Below are 22,915 nucleotides of genomic sequence, written 5' to 3'. Positions count from 1 at the left end.
ACTCTTTCAGCACCGACAGTTCGCCTATATAGAACAGTTCGACCGCCGTAGCATAGGTGAGCACTGGAGGGGCTAGTACGAGGAGTGGCTAAGATACATCTGTATGGCCGTTTGAGGCGCCTTTACGCGGTGAGAACTGGAAATTTACGACGAGAACGACAACCACGTAATCTCGTATAGTCGAACTTTTAAATATTGTTCGAGACGTCCCTGACCCAGAACAGTTCGGGGATTTTACGTTCGCGCTCACGTGCGCGAAACCGCCAATCAGAAGCAGAGAGTACCGAATACCGGCACTGCTCCGACGTCACGCTCCACATCTCGAAGCGCGGTTCGGTCTCTCAACGGAGCGGTATATATAGAACGTACCAAAGAATTATGTGGGTAAAAAATAATCCTCATTCGAGTACATATGAAACTGACACGATCCAGGCGGACGTTCATCAAAGGCGCGGGCGCTGCGACCATCGCGGGACTGGCCGGCTGTTCGAGTCAGAACGGCGGCGACGGGTCCGGAGACGGCGGCGGCGACAGCGGTGGCGACAGCGGCGGCGACTCCGGCGGGACGACCGCCGGGGACTCCGGTAGCGATTCGGTCACCATCCAATTCTGGCACGCGATGGGCGGCGACCTCGCCCAGCGGATCGACGACATCGTCGACAGCTTCGAGGAGCAGAGCGACGGGATCACCGTCGAGACGACCTCGCGGAACAGCTACCGGGACAACCTCAACGCGACGACGCAAGCGGTGAGCTCCGGGAACCCGCCGGCGCTCTCGCAGATCTTCGAGATCGGGACCCAACTGGCCATCGACAGTCAGGCGTTCGTTCCGGTCGAAGACATCATCCCGAGCGACCGGATCGACTTCGACAACTTCCTCGACCCGGTGCTCGACTTCTATCGCGTCGACGGGAAGCTGAACTCGATGCCGTTCAACTCCAGCAACGCGATCATGATGTACAACCGGGACGCGTTCGAGGAGGCCGGGTTGGATCCCGACTCCCCGCCGACGACGTACCAGGGCATCACGGACGCGGCGAACACCCTCACTAGCGAGGGCGTCGTCGAGACCGGGATGACGTTCCCGAATCACTCGTGGTTCGTCGAGTCGTGGTTCGGGCATCAGAACACCACGCTCGTCAACAACGACAACGGCCGGGGCGGACGCGCGACGGAGTCGAACCTCGACAGCGAGGCCGCACAGAACATCTTCGAGTGGTGGGTCGACCTCTACGAGCAGGACCAGTACCTGAATCCCGGAATCGAGGCGTGGGGAGAGGCCCAGCAGGCGTTCCTCACCCAGGAGACCGGGATGATCATCTACTCGACGTCGAGCATCGCGCCGATGCAGCAGGGCGCGGCCGACAACGGGTTCGAACTCGACACGGCGTACCTCCCGGCACCGGGCGGAGAACGCACCGGGATCCCGATCGGCGGGGCGTCGCTTTGGGTCCCCCGCGGGCTCTCCGACGAACAGCAGCAGGCCGCGGCCGAACTGCTCCTGTTTATGACCCAGCCCGAACAGCAGGCGCAGTGGCACACGGGCACCGGCTACTTCCCCGTGCGCGAAGAGTCGATCACGCAACTGGAGGACGAGGGCTTCTACGAGGAGAACCCGGCCTTCCGGACGGCGATCGATCAGCTCAACGAGACCGAGAGCACGCCCGCCACCAGCGGTGCGCTGATGGGTCCGTTCCCGGAAGTCCGAACGATCATCGAGGAGGGGTACGTGAGTATGATCCAAGACGGCGGACCGAGCGTCTCCGACGGGCTTTCAGAGATCAAGAGCGACGTCGACGAGGCGCTGCAGAACTACAACGACCGAGTCTCGTAAGCGGCCACCCACTTCGAGAGTATGCCGGAATTTACGAAACCATACGAGTCGCGGTGGCAGGCGTTTCTGCTGCTGCTTCCGACGTTTGCCGTATTGATCGCCTTTCTGTACTACCCGGGGGTAGAGACCTTCAGGTTGAGCCTCCAGCAGACGATTCTCCTGGGAACGCGCAAGACGTTCGTGGGGCTGGACAACTACGTCTCGCTCTTCACCTCGTCGGCGTACCACTGGAGCTTCGCTATCTCGGTCGCCTTCGCCGCGGTCGTCGTCATCGGGACGCTCGCGGCGTCGCTGTTCGTGGCGTATCTCCTCTTCCAGGTCGACGTGGGATCGTCGACGTACCTGATCGCGGCGATCTGGCCGTACGCGCTCCCCACGGCCGTCGCCGCGTCGGTGCTGTTGTTCCTCCTGCACCCGTCGCTGGGGATCATCACCTTCGTGCTGGAGAGCCTCACCGGGACCTCGCTGGAGTGGTTCACGAACGGCCCGCAGGCGTTCGCGATCGTGGCCCTCGTCGCCATCTGGAAGCAACTGGGCTACAACATCATCTTCATGGTCGCCGCGCTGAACAACATCCCCGAGACGCTGACCGAATCGGCGAAGTTAGACGGCGTGGGACACCTCAAGATGCTGTATCGGGTGTACGTCCCCCTGATGTCGCCGACGCTCGTCTTCCTCGTCGTGATGAACACCATCTACGCGTTCTTCCAGACGTTCCCGCTGGTGGACTTGATGACCAGCGGCGGACCGAACGAGGCGACGAACCTGCTGATCTTCAAACTGTACCGCGACGCGTTCGAGTTCAGCAACCTCGGGCTCGCCTCCGCGGAGTCGGTCGTCCTGTTCGCCATCGTGGCGATACTGATGTACGTCCAGTTGCGGCTATCGGAGAGCTACACGACCTATGCGTGAAACGATGAACGGAAACACACAGTCGAGTCGGCGGCGGGGAGGGCAGTCCCGATCGGGGCGAAGAGCAGAGCCAACGCCGAACGTCTCCACCGGAGGTGTCTGAGAGATGGCAACGAGCTCAACGTCCGAATCGACTCTCGCGCGACTCCTCCCCGAGGACGTCGACGCCGAGCAGGCGGTCATCCACGGCGGGCTCGTCCTGTCGATCTTCCTGATGGGACTGCCGCTGCTGTTGGCGCTGATTATGAGCACTCAGAACACGACCGAGGTGTACCAGGTCACCAACGTCGGAATCGGGAGCGAGGGGCTCTCGAACTACGGGACGGTGCTCGGCGAGTACAACTTCGGGCAGTACATGATCAACTCGGTGGTGATGTCGATCATCATCGTCGTCGGCAAGGTGACGCTGTCGCTGTTCGCCGCGCTGGCGCTCGTCTACTACCGGTTCCCCTACGAGCGAGCCGTCTTCATGTTCATCCTGCTCACCCTCCTGCTGCCGGTGCCGGTTCGGATCGTCCCCCTGTTCGATCTGATGGCGCGGCTCGGGTGGGGGAACACGCTGATGGCGATCACCGGACCGTACATCGCGAGCGCGACGGCGGTCTTCCTGTTCCGACAGCACTTCATGGCGATTCCCGCGTCGCTCGTGGAGAACGCTCACCTCGACGGCGTCGGGCCGTTGACGTTCCTCTGGAAGGTGCTGATTCCGATGTCGAAGGGGATGATCGCGGGCGTCTCGGTGATCACCTTCATCTACGCGTGGAACCAGTACCTCTGGCCGCTCATCATTATGACCGATCAGAGCAAGCAGGTGGTGCAGGTCGGACTTCGATTCCTCCAAGCGGCCTCGCAGTCGGGGCTCACCCGTTGGGGAATCATCATGGCCGGTGCGGTGATCGCGCTCCTGCCGCCGCTGGCCGTGCTCATCGTGCTGCACAAACCGCTCCTCGAAACGCTCGCCATCCAACAGAAGTGACAGAATATGTCTGACATTCACATCGACGGTCTCACGAAACAGTTCGACGACGTAACGGCGGTCGACGACATCTCGCTCGACATCGACAGCGGGGAGTTCCTCGTCTTCGTCGGACCCTCCGGCTGCGGTAAATCGACCACGCTCCGCATGATCGCCGGGCTCGAGAGCATCACGAGCGGCGAGCTCCGGATCGGGGAGCGTCGCGTCAACGAACTCGCGCCGAAAGAGCGGAGCATCGCGATGGTGTTCCAGAACTACGCGCTCTACCCGCACATGACGGGCGCGGAGAACATGAAGTTCGGAATGAAGTCCGTCAGCGACTACACCGACGACGAGATCGACGAGCGCGTACGCGAGGCGGCGGAGATCCTCGACATCCCCGAACTGCTCGAACGCAAGCCGAAGGAGCTCTCGGGCGGGGAGCGCCAGCGGGTCGCGATCGGGCGCGCCATCGTCAGGGAGCCGGACGTGTTCCTCCTCGACGAGCCGCTGAGCAACCTCGACGCGAAGCTCCGAGTGCAGATGCGCGCGGAGCTGTTGCAGCTCCACCGGGAGATCGACGCGACGACGCTGTACGTCACGCACGATCAGACGGAGGCGATGACGCTCGGCGACCGGGTGGCGGTGCTGAACGACGGGCAGATCGAGCAGGTCGATCCGCCGCAGGTGCTCTATGACTACCCGGCGACCCGCTTCGTCGCGGAGTTCATCGGCAGCCCGGCGATGAACGTGGTCCCCATCGAACTCCACGGGGACGGCGACGGCGTCTCCGCGCGCCACGAGGCGTTCGATCTGCCGCTCCCGGACGCGGGGGACCTCGCGGGGCACTCCGGCGGGGCGTCCCTCGGCGTCCGTCCGGAGGACGTCTCGCTGGCGCGGAACGTCGACGGCGAGCGGTGGACCTTCGAGGCCGAAGTGTCCGTGACCGAGCCGCTCGGTGAGTCGCTGTTGCTGCACTGTCTGATCGGCGACGACGAGATACACGTCAAGGCCGAGGCGCGCAGCGAGATCAACGCGGGCGACGTCATCGAACTCGGCGTCGACGAGGAGCGCCTCCACGTGTTCGACGAGTCCGGTGACGCGATCTATCACTCCTCCCCGCGCGAGCGCACGGCCGAGGACGTCGAAACCCGCGCGGAGCACTGACGTGCAGGCGATCGCACACCGCGGCTGCCTGACGCAGTACCCGGAGAACACCCTCCGCGCGTTCCGCGCTGCCAGCGCGGCGGTGGACATGATCGAACTCGACGTCCGGCGGTGCGGCTCCGGCGAGTTGGTCGTCTTCCACGACGAGACGCTCGACCGCGTCACCGACGCCACCGGCGAGGTCGCCGAGACCGACTACGACGCGCTGAAAGCGGTCTCGGTGCTCGGGAGCGGCGAGCCCGTCCCGCGGTTGGTCGACGCCTTCGAGGTCGTCCCCCCGAGCGTCGGGCTGAACCTCGAACTGAAGGGCCGAGACGTCGCCGCCGAGGCCGTCGAGGTCGCGGCGGACTACGACCACGAGGTGATCGTCTCCTCGTTTTACCCCGACGACGTCGCCGACGCCCGCGACGCGGGCGCGCCGTCGATCGCCTTTCTGTTCTACGACGGGGCGGGCGACGACGGGTCCGAGGAGTCCGAAGACGAGACCGCGAGCGACGGAGGCGAGACCGACTTCGACGTCGACGCGGCGCTCGACGTCGCCGCGGATCTCGGCTGTGGGTACGTCCACCCCGCCGTGGACCTCTGTCTCGACACCGACGTGGTCGCGCGCGCTCACGACCGCGGGTTCGCGGTCAACTCGTGGACGGCCGCCGACGCGGAGACGGTCCGAGAACTGAGCGCCCGCGGCGTCGACGGCGTCGTGATCGACGACTGCGAACTGGCGACGCTCTGCAGAGAAGCGTAGGGGCGATCCCGCGCCGATCGATCGTTTTCCGTCGCGTCGAGAGTCGCCGAGAAGCGTCCCTAGAGGACCTGGACCGCGAGAACGCCCGCGAGTCCCAAGAGCGCGAGGTACGTCGAGCGGGTCGTGACCGGCGCGAGGAGCTTGCGGTTGATGCCGACCGCGAGCCAGACTTTGACGAAGATGCTCGCGAGCGTCCCCGCCAGCACGCCCTGCGCGGCGACGGCCGGGGTGATCTGACCGGTGCTGGCGAGCGAGACGGCCGTCGTCGTCGTCGTCCCGCTGGAGAGGAGACCGCTGAGGAAACTCGTCACGAGGAACCCGGCGGTGCCGAACATCTGCTGTGCGCCCGCGGTGACCACGAGCACCGCCAGGAAGAGCCCGCCGAACGTCAGTGCGTTCGCGCTGCTGAACGGCGAGTCGAGGTCGAGTTCGATGTCGCCGGTCCAGTTTCGCTCGTAGCCGGTGAGGGCCACGCCGCCGACGGCGATCAGCCCGAGCGGGAGCCCGACGCTGAGCGCCGATTCGGGCACGAACGCGACGACGATGATGAGGTTGCGGACGGCCATCGCGGCGTCGGCGACGAGGATCGTCGCCACCGCGAGGTCGAGGATCCCCGTGTTGGCCTTCGCCCGGTTGGCGATCTCGCCGATGACGGCCGTCGAGTTGACCAATCCCCCGAAGAACCCCGTGATGAGCATACCGCGACCGCCGTAGCGCTGCATAATCGCGTAGTTCGCGAAGCCGATCGCGCTGACCGCGATGACCAGCATCCAGATGAGCTGCGGGTCGATCGCGTCCCACGGGCCGTACGTGCCCGTCGGCAAGAGCGGGTAGACGACGAAGGCGATGATCGCGAACTCCGCCGCGCCGCGGACCTCCTGGTGAGAGAGCCGGTTGGCGAAGGAGTGGAGCTCCCGGCGGAGGACCAGCAGGAACGACGACGTGATCGCGATGACGACGCCGACGAGGATGAAGTCCATCCCCACGAGCACGCCGACGACGTAGGCCACCAACAGCGACGTCGACGTCGTCAACGCGAGCCCGCCCTCCTCGCTGTCCTCCCCGCGGAGTTCCACGAGGATGCCGCGCGCCCCGAGGAGGATCCCCTGCGTCAGGACCAACAGGCCGCCGAGCGCCAGCAGGACGGTCTGTCCGAGCGTCGCCGCCGCGACGCCGACGAGGCTCGTCAGGGTGAAGGTCCGAATCCCCGCGGACTTGTTCGACCACTCGCGCTCTAAGCCGAGCAGCATCCCCAGCGCGCCGGCGATGAACAGGTTCAACACGTCGACGTTGATCGGCACGCTCTCGGGACCGATCTGCATCATCGTATCCCCCCGGTCGGTCGGTGTGGAAGCAGATAGAACATATGGGTATATACTACTATTTTCTCTATGTAGCCTATATAGTCGTTGGGCTTAATTCTTCCGTGTCGACACCGGGAGTTAGGCTCGCCGAAACTTCGAAAGGGATTTTATTGTTTAGGGTGGCCTAAATCGTATGGCAAACCGAGACGGCAGCGTTTCGCGGCGCAGTCTGCTTCAGTACGGCGCGGGAGTGGCGGTCACCGGGCTCCTCGCCGGATGTACCGGCGGATCGGCCGGACTCGCTGCGCCGTCGGACGGCGGCGGCGAATACACGGTCGAGATCGAGCCGGTCGGGGAGGTCTCCTTCGAGTCGGTCCCGGAAACGTGGGTCGCGAACAACGGCAGTTGGGCGGATATGGGAGTCGCGCTCGGTCAGGAGCCGCCGATGGCCGTCTGGCTCCCGAGTCGCTACCACACGCACTACTACGACGCGATTCCCGGCGTGAGCGTCGACGGCGACGCCGTCGAACAGCTCTGGGGCGACGGCGGGGTCGGCAAAGAGCAGTTCTACGAACTCGACGCCGACGTTCACGTGTTCGATCCGAACTTCCTGCTCGAACGGGGCGGGTGGAAGCAGGCCGACATCGACCAACTCGAAACCCAGGCCGGTCCGATCTTCGGCAACAGCATCTTCTCGCGGAGCTACCCGTGGCACGACGACTACCGGTATTACACGCTGTACGAGGCCTTCGAGAAGCTCTCGGAGGTCTTTCAGGAGCCCGAACGCTTCGCGGCGTTCGAGACGCTTCACGAGGACTTCCAGTCGGCGCTCGCGACCATCGTCCCGGGGCGCAGCGACCGACCGTCGGCCGCCGTCGTCTGGGCGGGAGGGGACGAGCCGGAGACGTTCTACCCGTACGTGCAGAGCGAGGGGACGAGCTTCAAGCACCTCCGCGACCTCGGCGTGAAGGACGCACTCGCGGAGACGGACGTGAAGGACTTCCACAGCAGCCGCGGAGAGATCGACTACGAGACGCTCTTGGAGGTCGATCCCGAGGTGCTCCTCGTTCGGGGACAGGAGGCAAAGAGCGAATCGGAGTTCCGCGAGACGGTCGTCGCGTTCATGGAGGAACACGACGTGGCGAGCGAGCTGACGGCGGTCCAGAACGGCGACGTCCACCGAGCGGGACCGCTGTATCAGGGGCCGATCACGAACCTCGTGGTGACCGAGCGGCTCGCGGGGGCGCTCTACGACGTCGAGGAGGAACTGTTCGACAGAGAGCGCGTCGGCGAGATCGTCAGCGGGGAGTTCTGACGTGCCGTCCGAGGACGAGGCCCCGGATCCGACCCGCCGCCGGCTGTTGGGTACCGGCGGCGCGCTCCTCACCGGCGGGTTACTGGCGGGCTGCGTCGGTGAGCGCGGCGAGTCGACAGCGACGGAAGCCGGAAGCGACACCGATTCGAACACGGAAGCGACGACCGCCGCGCCCGACGGCCACAGCGTGACGATGGCCCCGGTCGGCGAGGTCGCGTTCGAGTCCGACCCCGAGCGGTGGCTCCCCTACACCGGCGACTACGCCGATATGGGCGTCGCGCTCGGACAGGCCGACGGGCTCGCGGGAATCGGCGTCCGCGCGCGGTTCGGCACTCACCACTACGACGAGCTTCCGGGCGTCACTGTCGACGCCGAGTCGCTCACGGAACTGTGGCAGGGCGGCACCGGGAAAGAGGTCTTCCACGAGATCGACGCCGACGTCCACGTGATCGATCCGAACTTTATGAGAAACCGCCTCCAGTGGAGCCAGGCGGACGTCGAGGAGGTCCGCGAGAGAGTCGCCCCGTTCGTCGGCAACACCGTCTTCACGCGGGCGTACGACTGGCACGACTACGAGTATTACACGCTGTACGAGGCCTTCGAGAAGCTCGCCGAACTGTTCGACGAGCGGGCGCGCTACGAGGCGTTCGCGGCCTATCACGACGAAGTGGTGACGGACGTGCGGGCGCGGCTCCCCGAGTCGACGCCCGACATCGCGGTCCTCTACCCCGCCGAGGTGCCGCCGGAGTCGTTCTACCCGTACCTCGTCGGCGAGGGCACCCAATCGAAGCAGTGGCGGGACCTGCGAGTCGGCGACGCGCTCGCGAAGTCCGGCGTCACCGACGCGCAGGCCGGCGGCGGGACGCTCGACTACGAGGCGCTCTTGGAGATCGATCCGGACGCGATCGCCGTGCGGATCCAAGGCGAGATCTCCGAGGAGTACTTCGAGGAGAACGTCGTCTCGCACATGGAGTCCCACGACGTCGCGAGCGAGCTCACCGCGGTCGAGGAGGGACGAGTGTTCTACGGTGGGTTGACCTACCAGGGGCCGATCATCCACCTGTTCCAACTCGAACAGGCGGCACAGGGGTTGTACCCCGAGGAGTTCGAAGACGAGGAACTGTTCGACAGGCAGCGGGTCGCAGACGTCGTTACGGGAGATATCGAGCGATGACCGAGACGGGCGTCGCCGAGCGGTCCGACGCGGGAGACTCCGACGTCGTCGTCGTCGGTGGCGGTCCCGCCGGCTGTGCGGCGGGGGTCTTTCTCGCCCGCTACGGCCTCGACGTCGCCGTCTTCGACCGCGGGAACTCCTCGCTGCGGCGGTGTGCGTACCTCGAAAACTACCTCGGCTTCCCCGCCGGGATCGACGTGGAGACGTTCTACGCGCTGCTACACGACCACGCGGCGGAGGCGGGCTGTGACGTCGTCGACGACCTCGTCGAGTCGGTCACGACCGCGGGGACGGTCGGAAGTGACCCCGAGCGCGGCGTGAGCGACGCCGGAGACGGCAGCGACGGTGAATACGGAAGCGAGGGCCGGTTCGTCGTCGAGACGCAGGACGGGCGAGTCCGCAGAACGGCTCGGGTCGTCGCCGCCGCCAGATACGACGCCGCCTACCTCCGACCGCTCGGCGACGACGCGATGTTCGAGACGCGCGAGTACGAGGGAGAGACGACGGAACACTTCGACCGCGACTACCCGAACCCGGACGGGTCGACCCCGATCGACGGCCTGTACGTGGCGTCGCCGTCGACGCACGCGGACACGCAGGCGCTCGTCGCCGCGGGCCACGGCGCGCGCGTGGCCAGAACGGTCATCGCCGACGTGCGCCGGGAGCGGGGGTACCCCGAGGACCTCGCCGAACACTGGGACTGGCTCCGCCGGGAAGCCTCGCGCCCGGACGAGTGGGCCGACCGCGACCGGCTGCGCGAGTGGTTCGACGAGCGCGCCGGCGACGCGGCCGACGGGGACAGCGAACGGTACGCGACGCTCCGAGAACGCGATATCGACCGCCGACTGGACGCGTACGTCGCCGAGGCGGAGGTGGCGCGGCGAACCCAACGCGGACACGACCGCCTCCTCGCACATCTGGACGACGAGCGCGTGATGGCTCACCTCGACGACGACCGACTGTTGGACCACGTCGACGACGAGCGCATCCTCGCTGCGGCCCGAGAGATCGACGCGGAACCGGAATCGACGGTGGAGGCCGGAGACCGATGAGCACCGAACCCGTCTCCGAGTCCGAATCCGGATCCGGGCCGACGGCGACGACCGGACGGTTCCTCGACGGCGTCGACGGCGCGCTCGTGAGCCTCTGTCTCGCGAGCGTCGCGGTCGTGGTCGCCGGCGGACTCGTCCAAGTGAGCTTCGGGTCGTACTCGATGACCGTCTGGCAGGCGTGGGCGGCGGTGTTCGATCCCCAAGTGCTCTTCAACCTCCGCGCGTGGGAGGCGTTCCTCTTCGGGGCGGAGCTCCCGGAGATGAACCAGCGGAGCCTCATCGTCTGGAACATCCGGCTGCCGCGCGTGTTCGTCGCCGTCGTCGTCGGGATGAACCTCGCCGTGTCGGGAGCGATCTTCCAGGCCGTGACGCGCAACGAGCTGGCGAGCCCGTTCATCCTCGGCGTCTCCTCCGGCGCGGGACTGTTGATCCTGCTCACGCTCGTCGTGTTCTCCGGGCTGTCGGCGCTTCTCCCGCTGGTCGCCGCCCTCGGCGGGGCGGCCGCGTTCCTCGTCGTCTACGCCATCGCGTGGAAGAACGGCACCTCGCCGGTGCGACTCGTCCTCGCGGGCGTAATCGTCGGCACGGTGTTCCAGTCCCTGCAGACGGGACTGTTCTTCTTCGCCGACGACATCGGCGTGGTCCAGTCCGCGATCGCGTGGACGACCGGCTCGCTGACCGGGACCGACTGGGAGCAGGTGCGGATGGCGCTGCCGTGGACCGTCGTCGCGATAGGGCTGTCGCTCCTGGGGGCGCGACAGTTGAACGTCCTGCTCCTCGGCGAGCAGACGGCGCGGTCGCTCGGGATGTCCGTCGAGAAGGTCCGGTTCGCGCTCTCCGGGGTCGCGGTCCTCGCCGCGGCCGCGAGCATCGCCGTCGCCGGCATCGTCGGCTTCGTCGGGCTGATCGTCCCGCACATGGTCCGCAACGTCGTCGGCAGCGAGTACCGTAAGCTGATCGTCGGCTGTCTCTTCGCCGGCCCGGCCCTGATGGTCGCCGCCGACGTGGGCGCGCGTCTCGGCCTCGAACTGCTCTTCGGCGCGTCCACGCAGGTGCCGGTCGGGATCGTCACCGGCCTCGTCGGCGGACCGTACTTCCTCTATCTGATGCGGAAACAGGAGGCACTAGGAGAGATATGACGCGGAGTCGAGCCACGCGAGGTGGGACGTGATGCGCGAAAACGGGCAGTTCGAGCGGGGAGAAGCGGAGTCGGAATCGGGCGAGGCCTCCACCGAGCCGTCGATCGACGCCGTCGAGCTACAGGGCGAAGAGCTCGAAATCGGCTATCCGACGACGACGGAACCGGTCGTCGAGTGCGAGCGGGTGTTGCTCCCCGCCGGCGAGGTGACCGCGCTGGTCGGCCCGAACGGCAGCGGCAAGAGCACGCTGCTGAAAGCGATGGCGAACCAGCTCGCACCCGAGTCCGGCGCGATACGTCTGGACGGCCAGCAGGTGCAGTCGCTGGATTCGAAGGAACTCGCCCGGCGGCTCGGCCTGCTCTCACAGGAGCACGACTCGCCGGCCAGCCTCACAGTCGAGGAACTCGCGTACCACGGCCGCTATCCCCACCGCGGGTTCTTCGAGTCCGTCGGCGACGACGACCGGCGGGCGGTCGAGCGCGCGATCGAGTTGGCGGGGGTCGAGCACCTCCGCGGGAAGTCGATGGCGAACCTCAGCGGCGGGCAGAAACAGCTCGCGTGGATCGCGATGGTGCTCGCCCAGGAGACCGACGTGCTGCTGCTCGACGAGCCCACGACGTACCTCGACCTCCACCACCAACTGCGCGTGATGGAGGTCGTCCGGAAACTCAACCGCGAGGACGGCGTCACCGTCGGCATCGTCCTCCACGACATCGGGCAGGCCGCGCGCTTCGCCGACAACCTCATCGCGATGAAGGACGGCGCGCCCTACGACTGGGGGCCGCCGCGGGAGGTCGTCACCGAGGAGCTGCTCTCGGACGTGTTCCGCGTCGACGCCAGCGTCGACGCCGAGAGCCCGACCGGCCCGCACATCGCCCCGCACCGCGCGCTCGACGAGTAGCCGTCGACGCCATCGGAGAGGAAGCCCCACAATGACCGAACCGACGCTCACGACGCTTCGATCCCGAATCGAATCCCTCGCTGGCGACGGCGCGTTCGTCGTCTGCGGGCGGACCGGCGAGCGGCCGGTCCCCGTCGGCGGGTGGCGATTCGAGACCCGCGCGCAGGCGACGCGCGCCGCGAGAGTCGCCGAGGAGTACCGGGCGGCCCTCCGGCGCTACGACCCCGCGCTGCCGCACTACGACCTGATCGTCGTCGAGGACCGTCCGGTGAGGCGCGAGTGGGAGGCGGTGAGTCCGTCGACGCCGGTGACACACACCGGCTGAGAAACCGCGGGTCGAACCGTGCGATTGAGTACGGTTCGCCGCGTACGACGACGTAATGCCCGAAACGCGCGCGACGGTCACGTGCCCGGCGTGTGACCGCACGGAGACGTTCGAGAAGCTCGGGGACGCGCGGGCGTTCATCGAGGACCACCGCACGGAAACGGGCCACGAGGCCACGTGGGAGCTCCACCGCCTCTCGGCGGGCGTCGAACGCGCCGGCGCGGACGCGGGGGTCTGCGGCAGCCCCGAGTGTACGAACGCCGACTCGCCGCTGTACTTGGACTGAGGACGGTCGGCCGCGGCGTCCTACGCACCGAGCTGATTTTCGCGGAGTCGATTCAGAGCCCTCGATCGAACCGACGGTGATCCGGTACACTGTGATTGAATACAATTTTATTTGTATTACATCAATTTGATTGGGTAAGTTTTATGCAGGGGTCGTCAGATACGACATAGTGCGGTCGAGATAATCGACCCACGATATGTGGGATTATCCGCCTGGAGGGACGAGGAGTGACAACGATGGACTGCCCGGACTGCGGTCACGACCGGACGAGCGTGGTGGACACCAGAAGCGGCGCGGACGGGACGACCGTCCGACGGCGTCGCGAGTGCAGCCGCTGCTCGTTCCGGTTCACGACCTACGAGCGACCCGAGTGGGAGACCCTGCAGGTGAAGAAGCGCGACGGCTCGATCGAGCCGTTCGACCCCGAGAAGGTCCGCGACGGCGTCGAGCGCGCCGTCGAGAAGCGGCCGGTGAGCGACGCCGACGTCGACAGGCTGATCGAGGACCTCCGAGCCGAACTCCGCGAGCGCGGCACGCGCATCGTCTCCTCGAAGCTCGTCGGCGAACTGGTCTCCGAGCGGCTCCGCGAGATCGACCCCGTCGCCTACGTCCGGTTCGTCTCGGTGTACAAGGCGTTCTCCGACCCCGAGGAGTTCCTCGACGAACTGGATCGGATTCTCGGCGAGGAACTGGACGATGTCGGCGGAGTCAGTGCGGGCGGACAGCCGGACGAACGAACGGGCGGACAACGAGACGGACAGTCGGACGAACAGCCGGCAGAGGACGAACAGCCCACAGACCACGCTGCAGACGCACGCGAAACAGACGACGAGTCGGGGTCGGGCGCGGCGCTCGATCCCGACGCGGATCAAGATTCACTCACAGATGGCTAGCGCATCAACGACACGACACGCAGAGCTACGATCGATACTCGACAGAGCGCGACGCGGACAGACCGACGTCGTCGACGACGACACCGCCGACGAACTCCAACAGGAGGCCGAGCGCGACCTCTACGACGGGGCCTCCCGCGAGGAGGTCTACGAGGCGCTCATCAACGTGACGACGGCGCGGATCGAGCGCGACCCGGCGTACAAGCGCGTCGCCGCCGACCTCCACTTCGATCGGTACTTCGGCGAGGTGACCGGCCACGAGCCGATCGAACTGGAAGACAGTGCCGATGTCGATTACGAGTCGCTGTACAGGGAGACGTTCGTCGAGAACGTCCAGCGCGGCGTCGACGTCGACCGCCTCGACGAGCGCTTGGTCGACGGCCGGTTCGACCTCGACGCGCTGGCGGAGGCGCTGGCGCTGGAGCGCGACCGGAAGTTCGAGTACCTCGCCGCCTCGACGCTGACCCAGCGGTACTTCCTCAGAGTCGAGCAGGACGGCGAGCCGCTCGAACTGCCGCAGGCGTTCTGGATGCGGGTCGCGATGGGGCTGGCGATCGAGGAGGACGACCCCCAAGCGCGGGCCCTCGAGTTCTACGACGTCCTCTCGCGGCTCCTGTTCACGCCCTCGACGCCGACGCTGTTCCACAGCGGGACGACCCACCCCCAGCTGTCGTCCTGTTATCTCACGACCGTCGAAGACGACCTCGAACACATCTTCGACTCCTACAAGCACCACGCGCAGCTCTCGAAGTGGAGCGGCGGCCTCGGAAACGACTGGACGAACCTCCGCGCGGCGGGCGCGCTCATCGAGAGCACGGGCGTCGAGTCGACCGGGACGGTCCCCTTCCTGAAGATCAGTAACGACGTCACCGCCGCGATCAACCGCTCGGGCAAGCGCCGCGGGGCCGCCTGCGCGTACCTGGCGTCGTGGCACCTCGACTTCCCGGAGTTCCTCGACCTCCGGCGGAACACCGGCGACGAACGCCGGCGGACTCACGACATGAACACCGCGGCGTGGGTGCCGGACCTCTTCATGAAGCGCGTCGAGGCCGACGAACAGTGGACGCTCTTCTCACCGGACGAGGTGCCCGAACTCCACGACACCTACGGCGAGGAGTTCGAGGAGCTGTACCGCGAGTACGAGGCGAAGGCCGACGCCGGCGAGCTTCGGCAGTACGAGCGCGTCGACGCCGCCGATCTCTGGCGGACGATGCTCACGCGGCTCTTCGAGACGGGTCACCCGTGGATCACGTTCAAGGACCCCTGCAACGTCCGCTCGCCGCAGGACCACGTCGGCACCGTCCACTCCTCGAACCTCTGTACGGAGATCACGCTCAACACCAGCGCCGAGGAGACGGCGGTCTGTAACCTCGGCAGCGTCAACCTCGCGAACCACGTCTCCGCGACCGAACTCGACCGCGACGCCCTCGCCGACACGATCGAGACGGCGATGCGGATGCTCGACAACGTCGTCGACCTCTGTTTCTACCCGACCGACCGGGCCGAGCGCTCGAACATGCGCCACCGCCCGATCGGCCTCGGCGTGATGGGGTTCCACGACGCGCTGATGGACGTCGGCACGCCGATGGGCGGCGAGGAAGCGATCGAGCGGGCGAACCGCTGGCAGGAGTTCGTCTCCTATCACGCGATCCTCAACAGCTCGCGGCTGGCGAAAGAGCGCGAGCCCTACGAGACCTTCCAGGGGAGCAAGTGGGATCGCGACATCTTCCCGCAGGACACCGTCGACCTCCTCGAAGCAGAGCGCGGCCGCGAGATCCCGACCGATCGGACCGAGACGCTCGATTGGGAGCGCGTGCGCGAGCACGTCGCCGAACACGGGATGCGGAACTCGAACACGATGGCCGTCGCGCCGACGGCGACCGTCTCGACGATCAACGGGACGACGCCGTCGATCGAGCCGATCTACTCGAACCTCTACGTCAAGTCGAACATGAGCGGCGACTTCACCGTCGTCAACGACCACCTCGTCGCGGACCTGAAGGAGCGCGGCCTGTGGGACGCGGAGATGCGCGACCGCATCAAGTTCCACGACGGCTCGATCCAGGAGATCGAGGAGATCCCAGAGGACCTCAGGGAGCTGTACCGCAGCGCGTTCGAGATCGACCCCCGACACCAGCTCGACCTGACCGGCCACCGCGGGCAGTGGATCGACCAGTCGGTCTCGCACAACGTGTTCTTCCCGAGCACCGACGGCTCGCTGCTCGACGACGTCTACAAGACGGCGTGGGAACTCGGGATCAAGACGACCTACTACCTCCGGACGCTCGGGGCCTCACAGATCGAGAAGTCGACGCTGGACATGGACGAGTACGGTCGCACGCAGCGTCGAGGCGTCGGTTCCGGCGGCGACGGATCGGACGACGCCGAGGCGGACGGAAGCGACGCGACCGACGACCGCGACAGCGACCTCCCCGGGTTCGAGGATCCGACCTGCGAGGCCTGTCAGTGAGGTGATCGAGGATGCCACTACTCAACCACGACGCCGAACACGACCCGAACAAGATCCTGCCGATCGACTACGACTGGGCCCGCGAGTACTACCGCGACGGCGTCGCCAACAACTGGGTGCCCGAGGAGATCCCGATGCAGGAGGACATCACCCAGTGGAACGGCGACGACCTCACCGACTCGGAGCGACAACTCGTCGAGTGGAACCTCGGCTTCTTCTCGACGGCGGAGTCGCTGACGGCGAACAACATCGTGCTCGCGATCTACGAGTACGTCACCGCGCCGGAGTGCCGCCAGTACCTCCTGCGACAGGCCTACGAGGAGGCGATCCACACGGACACGTTCATCTACTGCTGTGACTCGCTGGGGTTCGAGCCGGAGTACCTCTACGGGATGTACGACCGGATCCCCTCGATCCGCGAGAAGGACCAGTTCGTCGTCGACCTGACGCGGAACATCGACGACCCCGAGTTCCGACTGGAGGACACCGAGGACGTCCGCGACCTCCTCAGAGACCTCGTCGGCTTCTACGTCGTGATGGAGGGCGTGTTCTTCTACGCCGGGTTCGCGATGATGCTCGCGCTGAAGCGCCGAAACCGGATGGTCGGCATCGGCCAGCAGTTCGAGTACATCATGCGCGACGAGTCGCTGCACGTGGGCTTCGGCGTCGACCTCATCAACCAGATCCGAAAGGAGCACCCCGAGGCGTGGACCGACGAGTTCGGCGCGGAGGTGCGCGACCTGATCGAGACCGCCGTCGACCTCGAAGCGACGTACGCCCGAGAGGCCTGCCCCGAGGACGTCCTCGGGATGGGACCCGAGCAGTTCGTCGAGTACGTCGAACACGTCGCCGACCGCCGGCTCGGACAGCTCGACCTCGACGAGAGCTACGGGACCGACAACCCGTTCCCGTGGATGAGCGAGGCCGTCGACCTGAACAAGGAGAAGAACTTCTTCGAGACGCAGGTCACGGAGTACCAGAGCGGCGGGTCGCTGGAGTGGTGACGTCGCCGTCGAGCCCTCGACCGCGACGGTGACGATCGTACCGGCTCACTCCGCTTCGAGCGCCGAATCGAGCCGGTCCGTCCGGCGGCGGCACTCGCCGACCGCGCGAGCGAGCGCGTCGAGGGCCGGATAGGTGACGTCGCGCTCGCCGAAGAGGTACTCGACGACGGTGTCGTGTTCGATGCCGGCTTTCACCTCCGAGGCGACGACGTCCCCCAGCGTGGACTGTCGATCGCGGAGGGCCGCTTCGAGATCGGTTTCGAGCGACGCGACGCGCCGACGGCGATCCCACAGTTCCTCGTCGGTCGAGAGCAGCACCACCGAGTCGTCGACGGCCGGAAGCTCCCGATCGACGCGTTTCAGCAGCGCGATCGCGTCGTCGAGGGAGTCGCGCTCGCGCGTCAGGGCGCGAAGCATCACCCGACCCTCCGCGAGCCGCTGGTCGACGTGTTCGAGAACGGCCTCGCGAAGCGCCTCGGTGAACTGATTGCCGCCGCCCTCCGCGGCGAGCGCGACCGCGACCTCGGCGCTCAACTCGGCCGCGATCGTCGCGGGCACCCCGCCGGTCTCCGTCTCGACGTGCGGGAGGACTAGTTCCTCGAACGCCGCGCGGACGCGGCGGCAGCGGTCGTCGGGCGTCGCAGCCGTCGCTGTCGCCGCTGAAGCGCCCGTCGACCACCCCGGTCCGGATCCGGCCGACGGGGTCGCCGTCGGGGCGCTCGATCCGTTCGGAACGCCCCGGTCGGGGTCGATCCCGGCGACTGTGCCGCGGAACCCCTCGAACCCGCGCTGCTGGCGCTCGGTCTCGCGGAGTTCGTCGCGAACGGCGCGTCGAGCCGCCGTCAGATCTCGAATCGCAGACTCGACCTCAGACATAGTTTTAGGTATGCCTAAAAAACTATAACGATTACGACCGCGCCCGGTCGATGGAGTCGGGAGCGGAGCCGTCAGAGACGTCGTCGACGACCGCTATGACGCGCGCGAAGCCGCACGCCTTTTGCTCGCGCCGAACGCACTCCCGATATGCGCGCCGCAGTCTATCACGGCCCCCGCGACGTCCGCGTCGAAGAGGTTCCCGAACCCGAACTCGAATCGCCGACGGACGCGATCGTCCGCGTGACTCACACCGCGGTCTGCGGCTCCGACCTGTGGTTCTACCGCGGCGACAGCGACCGCGACCCGGGATCGACGGTCGGCCACGAGCCGATGGGCGTCGTCGAGACCGTCGGCGACGACGTCCGCTCGGTCGAGCCGGGCGATCGCGTCTTCGCGCCGTTCAAGATCAGCTGCGGCTCCTGCGAGTTCTGTCGGAAGGGCCTGCACACCTCCTGTGTGAACGGCGACGGCTGGGGCGGCGACAACGGCGGCGCACAGGGCGAGAAGATCCGCTGTCCCCACGCCGACGGCACGCTCGTCCGCGTGCCGGACCGCCACGCCGACGACGAGGAGACGCTCCGCTCGCTGCTCCCGCTGACGGACGTGATGGGAACGGGCCACCACGCGGCGGTGAACGCGGGCGTCGACGCCGGCGACACCTGCGTCGTCGTCGGCGACGGCGCGGTGGGGCTCTGCGGCGTCCTCGCGGCGCGCCGTCTCGGCGCGGAGCGGATCGTCGCGGTCGGTCACCACGAGGACCGCCTCGAACTCGCCGCCGAGTTCGGCGCGACGGACCTCGTCGCAGAACGCGGCGAGGACGCGATAGAGCGCGTCCGCGAGCTGACCAACGGCGGCGCGAACCACGTCCTCGAGTGCGTCGGGGCCGCGTCGTCGATAGAGACGGCCGCCGCGGTCTGTCGGCCCGGCGGAATGGTCGGCTACGTGGGCGTCCCCCACGGGCTCGACGGCGGGCTCGACCTCTTCGACTTCTTCGGCGACAATATCACGCTCCGCGGCGGGGTCGCGCCCGTCCGCGCGTACGCGGAGGAGTTGATGGCGGACGTGCTGCAGGGGACGCTCGACCCCGCGCCGATCTTCACGAAGACCGTCGGACTCGACGACGTCGCCGAGGGCTACCGCGCGATGGACGAGCGCGAGGCGATCAAGGTGCTCGTCGAGGTCGAATAGGACGGCCGGACGGGACGCCGCCGGTCAGTTCACGCCGCCGACGCCCGACGACGCGTCCGGGAGGTCGTAGGGCTCGGCGTCGAGTCCGAGTGCTTCGAGCGCGGCCGCGAGGTGTTCGTCCTTGGCGTACTCCGCGCCGTCTTCGACGCGTAGCTCCTGCGCCTTCGCGAGCACCTCGCCGCGGCGGTCGTCGGGGATGTCGTACTTGTCCGTCGAGAGTTCGATCACGAGGCCGTTGTTGTCGTGGGTGTAGAGGGAGAAGAAGATCCCCCGATCGAAGACGTTGTAGTTGCGGCCGGCGTCGTCGAGCGCGCTCGCGACGTCCTCGAAGTCCTCCGGCGGGATGCTGAAGCAGAGGTGGTGCACCGAGCCGGTGCCGCCGCGCTGCGGGCCGCGGTTCGAGGCGCGGTCGCCGACGAAGACAGTCAGGATCCGGCCGTCGCCGGTGTCGAAGAACAGGTGCGTCTGGGAGGGATCGTCGAGGTTCGGCTGTCTCAGGACCAACGGCATCCCGAGGAGGTCCCGATAGAACGCGAGCGTGTCTTCCTCGTTGCTGCCCCAGATGGTGATGTGGTCCGTGCCGGTCGTGTGGAACGGGCTGTCCGGTCGCTCCGCGGTGACTTCAGGTTCGTCGCTCATACGCCCCGTAGGACGGCCACCGGGATAAGTATCGGAGTGACACCCGTGTCACTCCGACCCCGACCTCACGTGTCGACGTCGCTGCCGACGAAGGTGTCCCGTCGGTAGCGACACCGCTCACAGAAGAACTGCGCGTAACCCGCGGGCTGGATCCCGTTGAACGACATCTCCTCGCCGCAGTCCGGACACGTCTTCGATTGGATATCCGACGGCCGCTGAGTCGACATACGCTGAGGGAACCCGTGGCAGTACATCACTCTGTCGATCCATAACGAACGATAGTACAGAAAAGGAACAGAACGGCGCTGCGGCGTTCAGTACCGCGAGGGGAGGTACGCGAAGCCGATCATGAAGACGGCCGTGAGGAACGAGACGATGCTGACGCCCCAGAGGCCGTTCGTCTGCGTCTGGACGCGGTCGATCTCGGCGGTCTGGCGGTCGTAGCTCTCGAAGTTCTGAGTCAACTGCATCGTCGACCCGTCGGGGAAGTACGCGAGGTACGTCTCCTCGCCCAGCGTGACGTTCGCCTCGGACTCGGCGGAGATCGTGTTCGTCCGCGGCGCGGTCCACGTCAACTGCACTGCGTCGGTCGTGACCGAGTCGACGGTCGTGGCGTTGCCCTCGTAGTCGATGGTGTCGCCCTCGGCGTACGAGCGGGTCTCGGGGTCCGGGAAGTACTCATCGGCGGGGACGAGTTCGGACTCGTTGATCACGACGTAGCGCGTGCCGTTCTGTTCGACCGTCTCCTCACTGGCGTCGGGGTCCTCCTGCAGGATCGCCGTCTCGTTTATCTCCTCTTGGAGGGTGAACCCCGACGGTTCCTCTCCCTCGTCGACGAGCACTCGCCACTCCTCGTCGTCGACGGTCTGCGTCGAGTCGTTCTCCCACGTGGCGGTGTACTCCGACGACTCCTCGGTGTACTGGAGTTCACCGCTCGTCTCGGAGACGCTCGAAACGGTGTAGGTCCGGTCTCCCACCTGTAACTGGTCCCCCTGTTCGAGTTCGTACTCGGGGTTGTCGAACTCGACAGTCGGCGTCTGCGCGGTCGCGATGAGCGAGTACGAAGCCGCACCGATAACGATGAAGAGTGCGACGTAAATCGCCGCGGCGCGTCGTTGCATATCTCCGAGTTTGACCACGTGGCGTATAACGGTTACCGTTTTCGTGGACGCACGGGCCCGTGGCGCGTCGACGACGTTGCCCACGGCCCCGAGACGCAGACTCGCTAGACGGCCACGCGAACGCCGCGCGCCCGTTCGGCAGCAAGTGTTTACGGGCCGGGCACATACGCCTCCGCAGAGCATCAATGGAACCGAACGCGCTGCCGACCAGCCCCGACGAGTTCTACCAGACGCTGGTCGAGAGCGCCGCGGAGGGAATGCTGACGATCGACGAGGAGAGCACGATCGTGTACGCGAACCCCGCGATCGAATCGATTCTGGGATACGCCCCCGACGAGCTGATCGGGAGCTCGAAGATGACGATCATCCCGGAGCGACTGCGCCCGGTCCACGGCGCTGCGCTCGCGGCCTACGTCGAAACCGGCGAGCGGAACATCGACTGGGAGGGCGTCGAACTGCCGGCCTTACACAAAGACGGCCACGAAGTCCCGACGCTGATCAGCCTCCGAGAACACACCCACGACGGCGACCAGTACTTCACCGGGATCATCCGCGACGTGACCGAGCGCCGAAAACGCGAGGACGAACTCCGAGACCAGAAAGAACGGCTCGACGAGTTCGCCGACATTCTCGCACACGACATTCGAAATCCGCTGTCGGTGGCGCGAGGCTACACCGAACTAGCGAACGAACGCGAGAGGCAACCCGAACTGGAGCAGGTTCTCGAAGCCCTCGGGCGCATCGACCACCTCGTCGACGACGTGCTGGCGCTGTCGCGGGAGGGACGGATCATCGGCGACACCGAACCGGTCGATCTCGAAGGAGCCGTTCGAGACGCGTGGCACAACGTCGAAACTGCCGCAGCCGTACTCCACGTCGAGTCCGATCTCGGCACGGTAACGGCCGACAAAGGTCGGTTGGAGGAGCTGTTCGAGAACCTCTTCAGAAACGCGGTGGAACACGGGACCGCTGACGCCGAGGCGACAGCGAGCGTGACGATCACGGTTGGACCGCTCGACGACCGAACCGGGTTCTACGTCGCCGACGACGGTCGCGGGATTCCCGACTCGATCACCGATTCGATATTCGAACACGGGTATTCGACGCGGTCTTCGGGCACCGGCTACGGCCTCTCGATCGTGAAACAGCTCGTGGAGGCTCACGGGTGGACGGTGTCAGTCTCCGAGAGCGAGACCTGCGGTGCGCGGTTCGAGATCGCAGGCATCGAACTCGCGGACTGACACTGACTGTTGTCTCGGTGCTCACTCCCACCGAGACGGTGGGGCACCGACAAGAACGCAACGGCTATAGTAGCGTTTGCAACTGGTTGCACATCCGATCGCACGCTGGCGTGCGATCGCGTGAGCGAAGACTTGCAAACGCTACGATAAGATCACGCTTCGACGCTCCGGAAACGGCGAAAACTGAAAAGCCAAGGGCCGGATTTGAACCGGCGATGATCCGCTCTGCAGGCGGACGCGTTCGGCCGAACTCTGCCACCTTGGCGCGGTTAGTTCTATTCCGTTTCGGCGTTTAAGCCTAGCGGTCCGCTACGAGCGTCAGGAGGGGAGTACGCTGTTAGCCCGTGTGATTGGGTGTAGGGAGTGTTGTGGGT

21 protein-coding genes, 1 tRNA gene and 1 pseudogene are annotated in these 22,915 nt (G+C 66.3%); 17 read left to right on the top strand and 6 right to left on the bottom strand.

Features of this window, described 5'->3' with window-relative positions:
- Window positions 1-412 precede the first annotated feature (412 nt).
- The 5 genes from ACP99_RS03370 (at window position 413) to ACP99_RS03350 (ending at window position 5,613) form a co-directional block, all read left to right on the top strand.
- Complete coding sequence (locus ACP99_RS03370; RefSeq protein WP_049985249.1) at window positions 413-1,834, top strand: ABC transporter substrate-binding protein; 1,422 nt, start codon at window positions 413-415, stop codon at window positions 1,832-1,834.
- 21 nt (window positions 1,835-1,855) lie between these two features.
- Window positions 1,856-2,746 carry a carbohydrate ABC transporter permease gene (locus ACP99_RS03365; protein WP_049985248.1) on the top strand — a complete coding sequence of 297 codons (891 nt, stop codon included), beginning with the start codon at window positions 1,856-1,858 and terminating at the stop codon, window positions 2,744-2,746.
- Between the two features lie 106 nt (window positions 2,747-2,852).
- A complete protein-coding gene (locus ACP99_RS03360; protein ID WP_049985247.1) occupies window positions 2,853-3,722 on the top strand; it encodes a carbohydrate ABC transporter permease in 870 nt (289 codons plus the stop codon).
- A 6-nt stretch (window positions 3,723-3,728) separates the two neighbouring features.
- Window positions 3,729-4,868, top strand: coding sequence for an ABC transporter ATP-binding protein (locus ACP99_RS03355; RefSeq protein ID WP_049985246.1), 1,140 nt, complete (start codon window positions 3,729-3,731; stop codon window positions 4,866-4,868).
- A 1-nt stretch (window position 4,869) separates the two neighbouring features.
- Window positions 4,870-5,613: a glycerophosphodiester phosphodiesterase gene (locus ACP99_RS03350; RefSeq protein ID WP_049985245.1), complete on the top strand. Its 744-nt coding sequence runs from the start codon at window positions 4,870-4,872 to the stop codon at window positions 5,611-5,613.
- 59 nt (window positions 5,614-5,672) lie between these two features.
- Here ACP99_RS03350 and ACP99_RS03345 read toward each other — a convergent pair whose 3' ends face one another.
- Window positions 5,673-6,935, bottom strand: coding sequence for an MgtC/SapB family protein (locus ACP99_RS03345; RefSeq protein ID WP_049985349.1), 1,263 nt, complete (start codon window positions 6,933-6,935; stop codon window positions 5,673-5,675).
- 175 nt (window positions 6,936-7,110) lie between these two features.
- Between ACP99_RS03345 and ACP99_RS03340 the strand changes: the two genes are divergently transcribed.
- The 10 genes and pseudogenes from ACP99_RS03340 (at window position 7,111) to ACP99_RS03295 (ending at window position 17,476) form a co-directional block, all read left to right on the top strand.
- Window positions 7,111-8,232: an ABC transporter substrate-binding protein gene (locus ACP99_RS03340; RefSeq protein ID WP_049985244.1), complete on the top strand. Its 1,122-nt coding sequence runs from the start codon at window positions 7,111-7,113 to the stop codon at window positions 8,230-8,232.
- A 1-nt stretch (window position 8,233) separates the two neighbouring features.
- The gene (locus ACP99_RS03335; protein WP_049985243.1) at window positions 8,234-9,406 is read left to right on the top strand and encodes an ABC transporter substrate-binding protein; all 1,173 of its coding nucleotides are present in this window, start codon (window positions 8,234-8,236) and stop codon (window positions 9,404-9,406) included.
- A complete protein-coding gene (locus ACP99_RS03330; RefSeq protein ID WP_049985242.1) occupies window positions 9,403-10,458 on the top strand; it encodes an FAD-dependent oxidoreductase in 1,056 nt (351 codons plus the stop codon). Before ACP99_RS03335 ends, ACP99_RS03330 begins: the two co-directional genes overlap by 4 nt.
- Entirely contained in the window at window positions 10,455-11,597 is a 1,143-nt protein-coding gene (locus ACP99_RS03325; protein WP_049985241.1) for a FecCD family ABC transporter permease, read from the top strand. Before ACP99_RS03330 ends, ACP99_RS03325 begins: the two co-directional genes overlap by 4 nt.
- 31 nt (window positions 11,598-11,628) lie before the next feature.
- A complete protein-coding gene (locus ACP99_RS03320) occupies window positions 11,629-12,498 on the top strand; it encodes an ABC transporter ATP-binding protein (protein ID WP_049985240.1) in 870 nt (289 codons plus the stop codon).
- 31 nt (window positions 12,499-12,529) lie between these two features.
- Window positions 12,530-12,823, top strand: coding sequence for a DUF7552 domain-containing protein (locus ACP99_RS03315; protein ID WP_049985239.1), 294 nt, complete (start codon window positions 12,530-12,532; stop codon window positions 12,821-12,823).
- A 55-nt stretch (window positions 12,824-12,878) separates the two neighbouring features.
- Window positions 12,879-13,109: a DUF7542 family protein gene (locus ACP99_RS03310; protein ID WP_049985238.1), complete on the top strand. Its 231-nt coding sequence runs from the start codon at window positions 12,879-12,881 to the stop codon at window positions 13,107-13,109.
- A 236-nt stretch (window positions 13,110-13,345) separates the two neighbouring features.
- Window positions 13,346-13,807 (top strand): annotated as a pseudogene (gene nrdR, locus ACP99_RS03305) (transcriptional regulator NrdR); the annotation flags it as partial.
- Window positions 13,808-13,994: 187 nt separating this feature from the next.
- A complete protein-coding gene (locus ACP99_RS03300) occupies window positions 13,995-16,472 on the top strand; it encodes a ribonucleoside-diphosphate reductase subunit alpha (RefSeq protein WP_049985237.1) in 2,478 nt (825 codons plus the stop codon).
- An 11-nt stretch (window positions 16,473-16,483) separates the two neighbouring features.
- Window positions 16,484-17,476, top strand: a complete 993-nt coding sequence (locus ACP99_RS03295) for a ribonucleotide-diphosphate reductase subunit beta (RefSeq protein WP_049985236.1) — start codon at window positions 16,484-16,486, stop codon at window positions 17,474-17,476.
- A 45-nt stretch (window positions 17,477-17,521) separates the two neighbouring features.
- On the opposite strand, the gene ACP99_RS03290 is transcribed toward ACP99_RS03295, so the two are convergent.
- The gene (locus ACP99_RS03290) at window positions 17,522-18,352 is read right to left on the bottom strand and encodes a DUF7260 family protein (protein WP_049985235.1); all 831 of its coding nucleotides are present in this window, start codon (window positions 18,350-18,352) and stop codon (window positions 17,522-17,524) included.
- 147 nt (window positions 18,353-18,499) lie between these two features.
- On the opposite strand from ACP99_RS03290, the gene ACP99_RS03285 reads away from it, so the two are divergent.
- On the top strand, window positions 18,500-19,540 hold the full coding sequence (locus ACP99_RS03285; protein WP_049985234.1) for a zinc-dependent alcohol dehydrogenase family protein: 1,041 nt from the start codon (window positions 18,500-18,502) through the stop codon (window positions 19,538-19,540).
- 24 nt (window positions 19,541-19,564) lie between these two features.
- Here ACP99_RS03285 and ACP99_RS03280 read toward each other — a convergent pair whose 3' ends face one another.
- The 3 genes from ACP99_RS03280 to ACP99_RS03275 all read right to left on the bottom strand — a co-directional run bounded on the left by ACP99_RS03280 (window position 19,565) and on the right by ACP99_RS03275 (window position 21,300).
- Entirely contained in the window at window positions 19,565-20,179 is a 615-nt protein-coding gene (locus tag ACP99_RS03280) for a VOC family protein (RefSeq protein ID WP_049985233.1), read from the bottom strand.
- A 65-nt stretch (window positions 20,180-20,244) separates the two neighbouring features.
- Window positions 20,245-20,406 (bottom strand): HVO_2142 family zinc finger protein, encoded by a 162-nt coding sequence (locus ACP99_RS19810; protein ID WP_156105584.1) that lies wholly within the window; start codon window positions 20,404-20,406, stop codon window positions 20,245-20,247.
- 87 nt (window positions 20,407-20,493) lie between these two features.
- Complete coding sequence (locus tag ACP99_RS03275) at window positions 20,494-21,300, bottom strand: hypothetical protein (RefSeq protein ID WP_049985348.1); 807 nt, start codon at window positions 21,298-21,300, stop codon at window positions 20,494-20,496.
- Window positions 21,301-21,485: 185 nt separating this feature from the next.
- Between ACP99_RS03275 and ACP99_RS03270 the strand changes: the two genes are divergently transcribed.
- The gene (locus ACP99_RS03270; protein WP_049985232.1) at window positions 21,486-22,541 is read left to right on the top strand and encodes a two-component system sensor histidine kinase NtrB; all 1,056 of its coding nucleotides are present in this window, start codon (window positions 21,486-21,488) and stop codon (window positions 22,539-22,541) included.
- Between the two features lie 189 nt (window positions 22,542-22,730).
- On the opposite strand, the gene ACP99_RS03265 is transcribed toward ACP99_RS03270, so the two are convergent.
- A tRNA-Cys gene (locus ACP99_RS03265) sits at window positions 22,731-22,806 on the bottom strand.
- Between the last annotated feature and the right edge of the window lie 109 nt (window positions 22,807-22,915).

This window comes from Halobellus rufus (genome assembly GCF_000739575.1).
Classification (GTDB): Archaea; Halobacteriota; Halobacteria; order Halobacteriales; family Haloferacaceae; genus Haloquadratum; species Haloquadratum rufum.
Note: the sequence above shows the minus strand (reverse complement) of the source record. Positions and strands in the feature narration are given on the sequence as shown.

Coding starts and splice junctions, on each gene's coding strand:
- ACP99_RS03370 (WP_049985249.1), top strand. CDS start 413: ATGAAACTGACACGATCCAGGCGGACGTTCATCAAAGGCGCGGGCGCT.
- ACP99_RS03365 (WP_049985248.1), top strand. CDS start 1,856: ATGCCGGAATTTACGAAACCATACGAGTCGCGGTGGCAGGCGTTTCTG.
- ACP99_RS03360 (WP_049985247.1), top strand. CDS start 2,853: ATGGCAACGAGCTCAACGTCCGAATCGACTCTCGCGCGACTCCTCCCC.
- ACP99_RS03355 (WP_049985246.1), top strand. CDS start 3,729: ATGTCTGACATTCACATCGACGGTCTCACGAAACAGTTCGACGACGTA.
- ACP99_RS03345 (WP_049985349.1), bottom strand. CDS start 6,935: ATGCAGATCGGTCCCGAGAGCGTGCCGATCAACGTCGACGTGTTGAAC.
- ACP99_RS03340 (WP_049985244.1), top strand. CDS start 7,111: ATGGCAAACCGAGACGGCAGCGTTTCGCGGCGCAGTCTGCTTCAGTAC.
- ACP99_RS03330 (WP_049985242.1), top strand. CDS start 9,403: ATGACCGAGACGGGCGTCGCCGAGCGGTCCGACGCGGGAGACTCCGAC.
- ACP99_RS03325 (WP_049985241.1), top strand. CDS start 10,455: ATGAGCACCGAACCCGTCTCCGAGTCCGAATCCGGATCCGGGCCGACG.
- ACP99_RS03320 (WP_049985240.1), top strand. CDS start 11,629: ATGCGCGAAAACGGGCAGTTCGAGCGGGGAGAAGCGGAGTCGGAATCG.
- ACP99_RS03315 (WP_049985239.1), top strand. CDS start 12,530: ATGACCGAACCGACGCTCACGACGCTTCGATCCCGAATCGAATCCCTC.
- ACP99_RS03310 (WP_049985238.1), top strand. CDS start 12,879: ATGCCCGAAACGCGCGCGACGGTCACGTGCCCGGCGTGTGACCGCACG.
- ACP99_RS03300 (WP_049985237.1), top strand. CDS start 13,995: ATGGCTAGCGCATCAACGACACGACACGCAGAGCTACGATCGATACTC.
- ACP99_RS03295 (WP_049985236.1), top strand. CDS start 16,484: ATGCCACTACTCAACCACGACGCCGAACACGACCCGAACAAGATCCTG.
- ACP99_RS03290 (WP_049985235.1), bottom strand. CDS start 18,352: ATGTCTGAGGTCGAGTCTGCGATTCGAGATCTGACGGCGGCTCGACGC.
- ACP99_RS03285 (WP_049985234.1), top strand. CDS start 18,500: ATGCGCGCCGCAGTCTATCACGGCCCCCGCGACGTCCGCGTCGAAGAG.
- ACP99_RS03280 (WP_049985233.1), bottom strand. CDS start 20,179: ATGAGCGACGAACCTGAAGTCACCGCGGAGCGACCGGACAGCCCGTTC.
- ACP99_RS19810 (WP_156105584.1), bottom strand. CDS start 20,406: ATGTCGACTCAGCGGCCGTCGGATATCCAATCGAAGACGTGTCCGGAC.
- ACP99_RS03275 (WP_049985348.1), bottom strand. CDS start 21,300: ATGCAACGACGCGCCGCGGCGATTTACGTCGCACTCTTCATCGTTATC.
- ACP99_RS03270 (WP_049985232.1), top strand. CDS start 21,486: ATGGAACCGAACGCGCTGCCGACCAGCCCCGACGAGTTCTACCAGACG.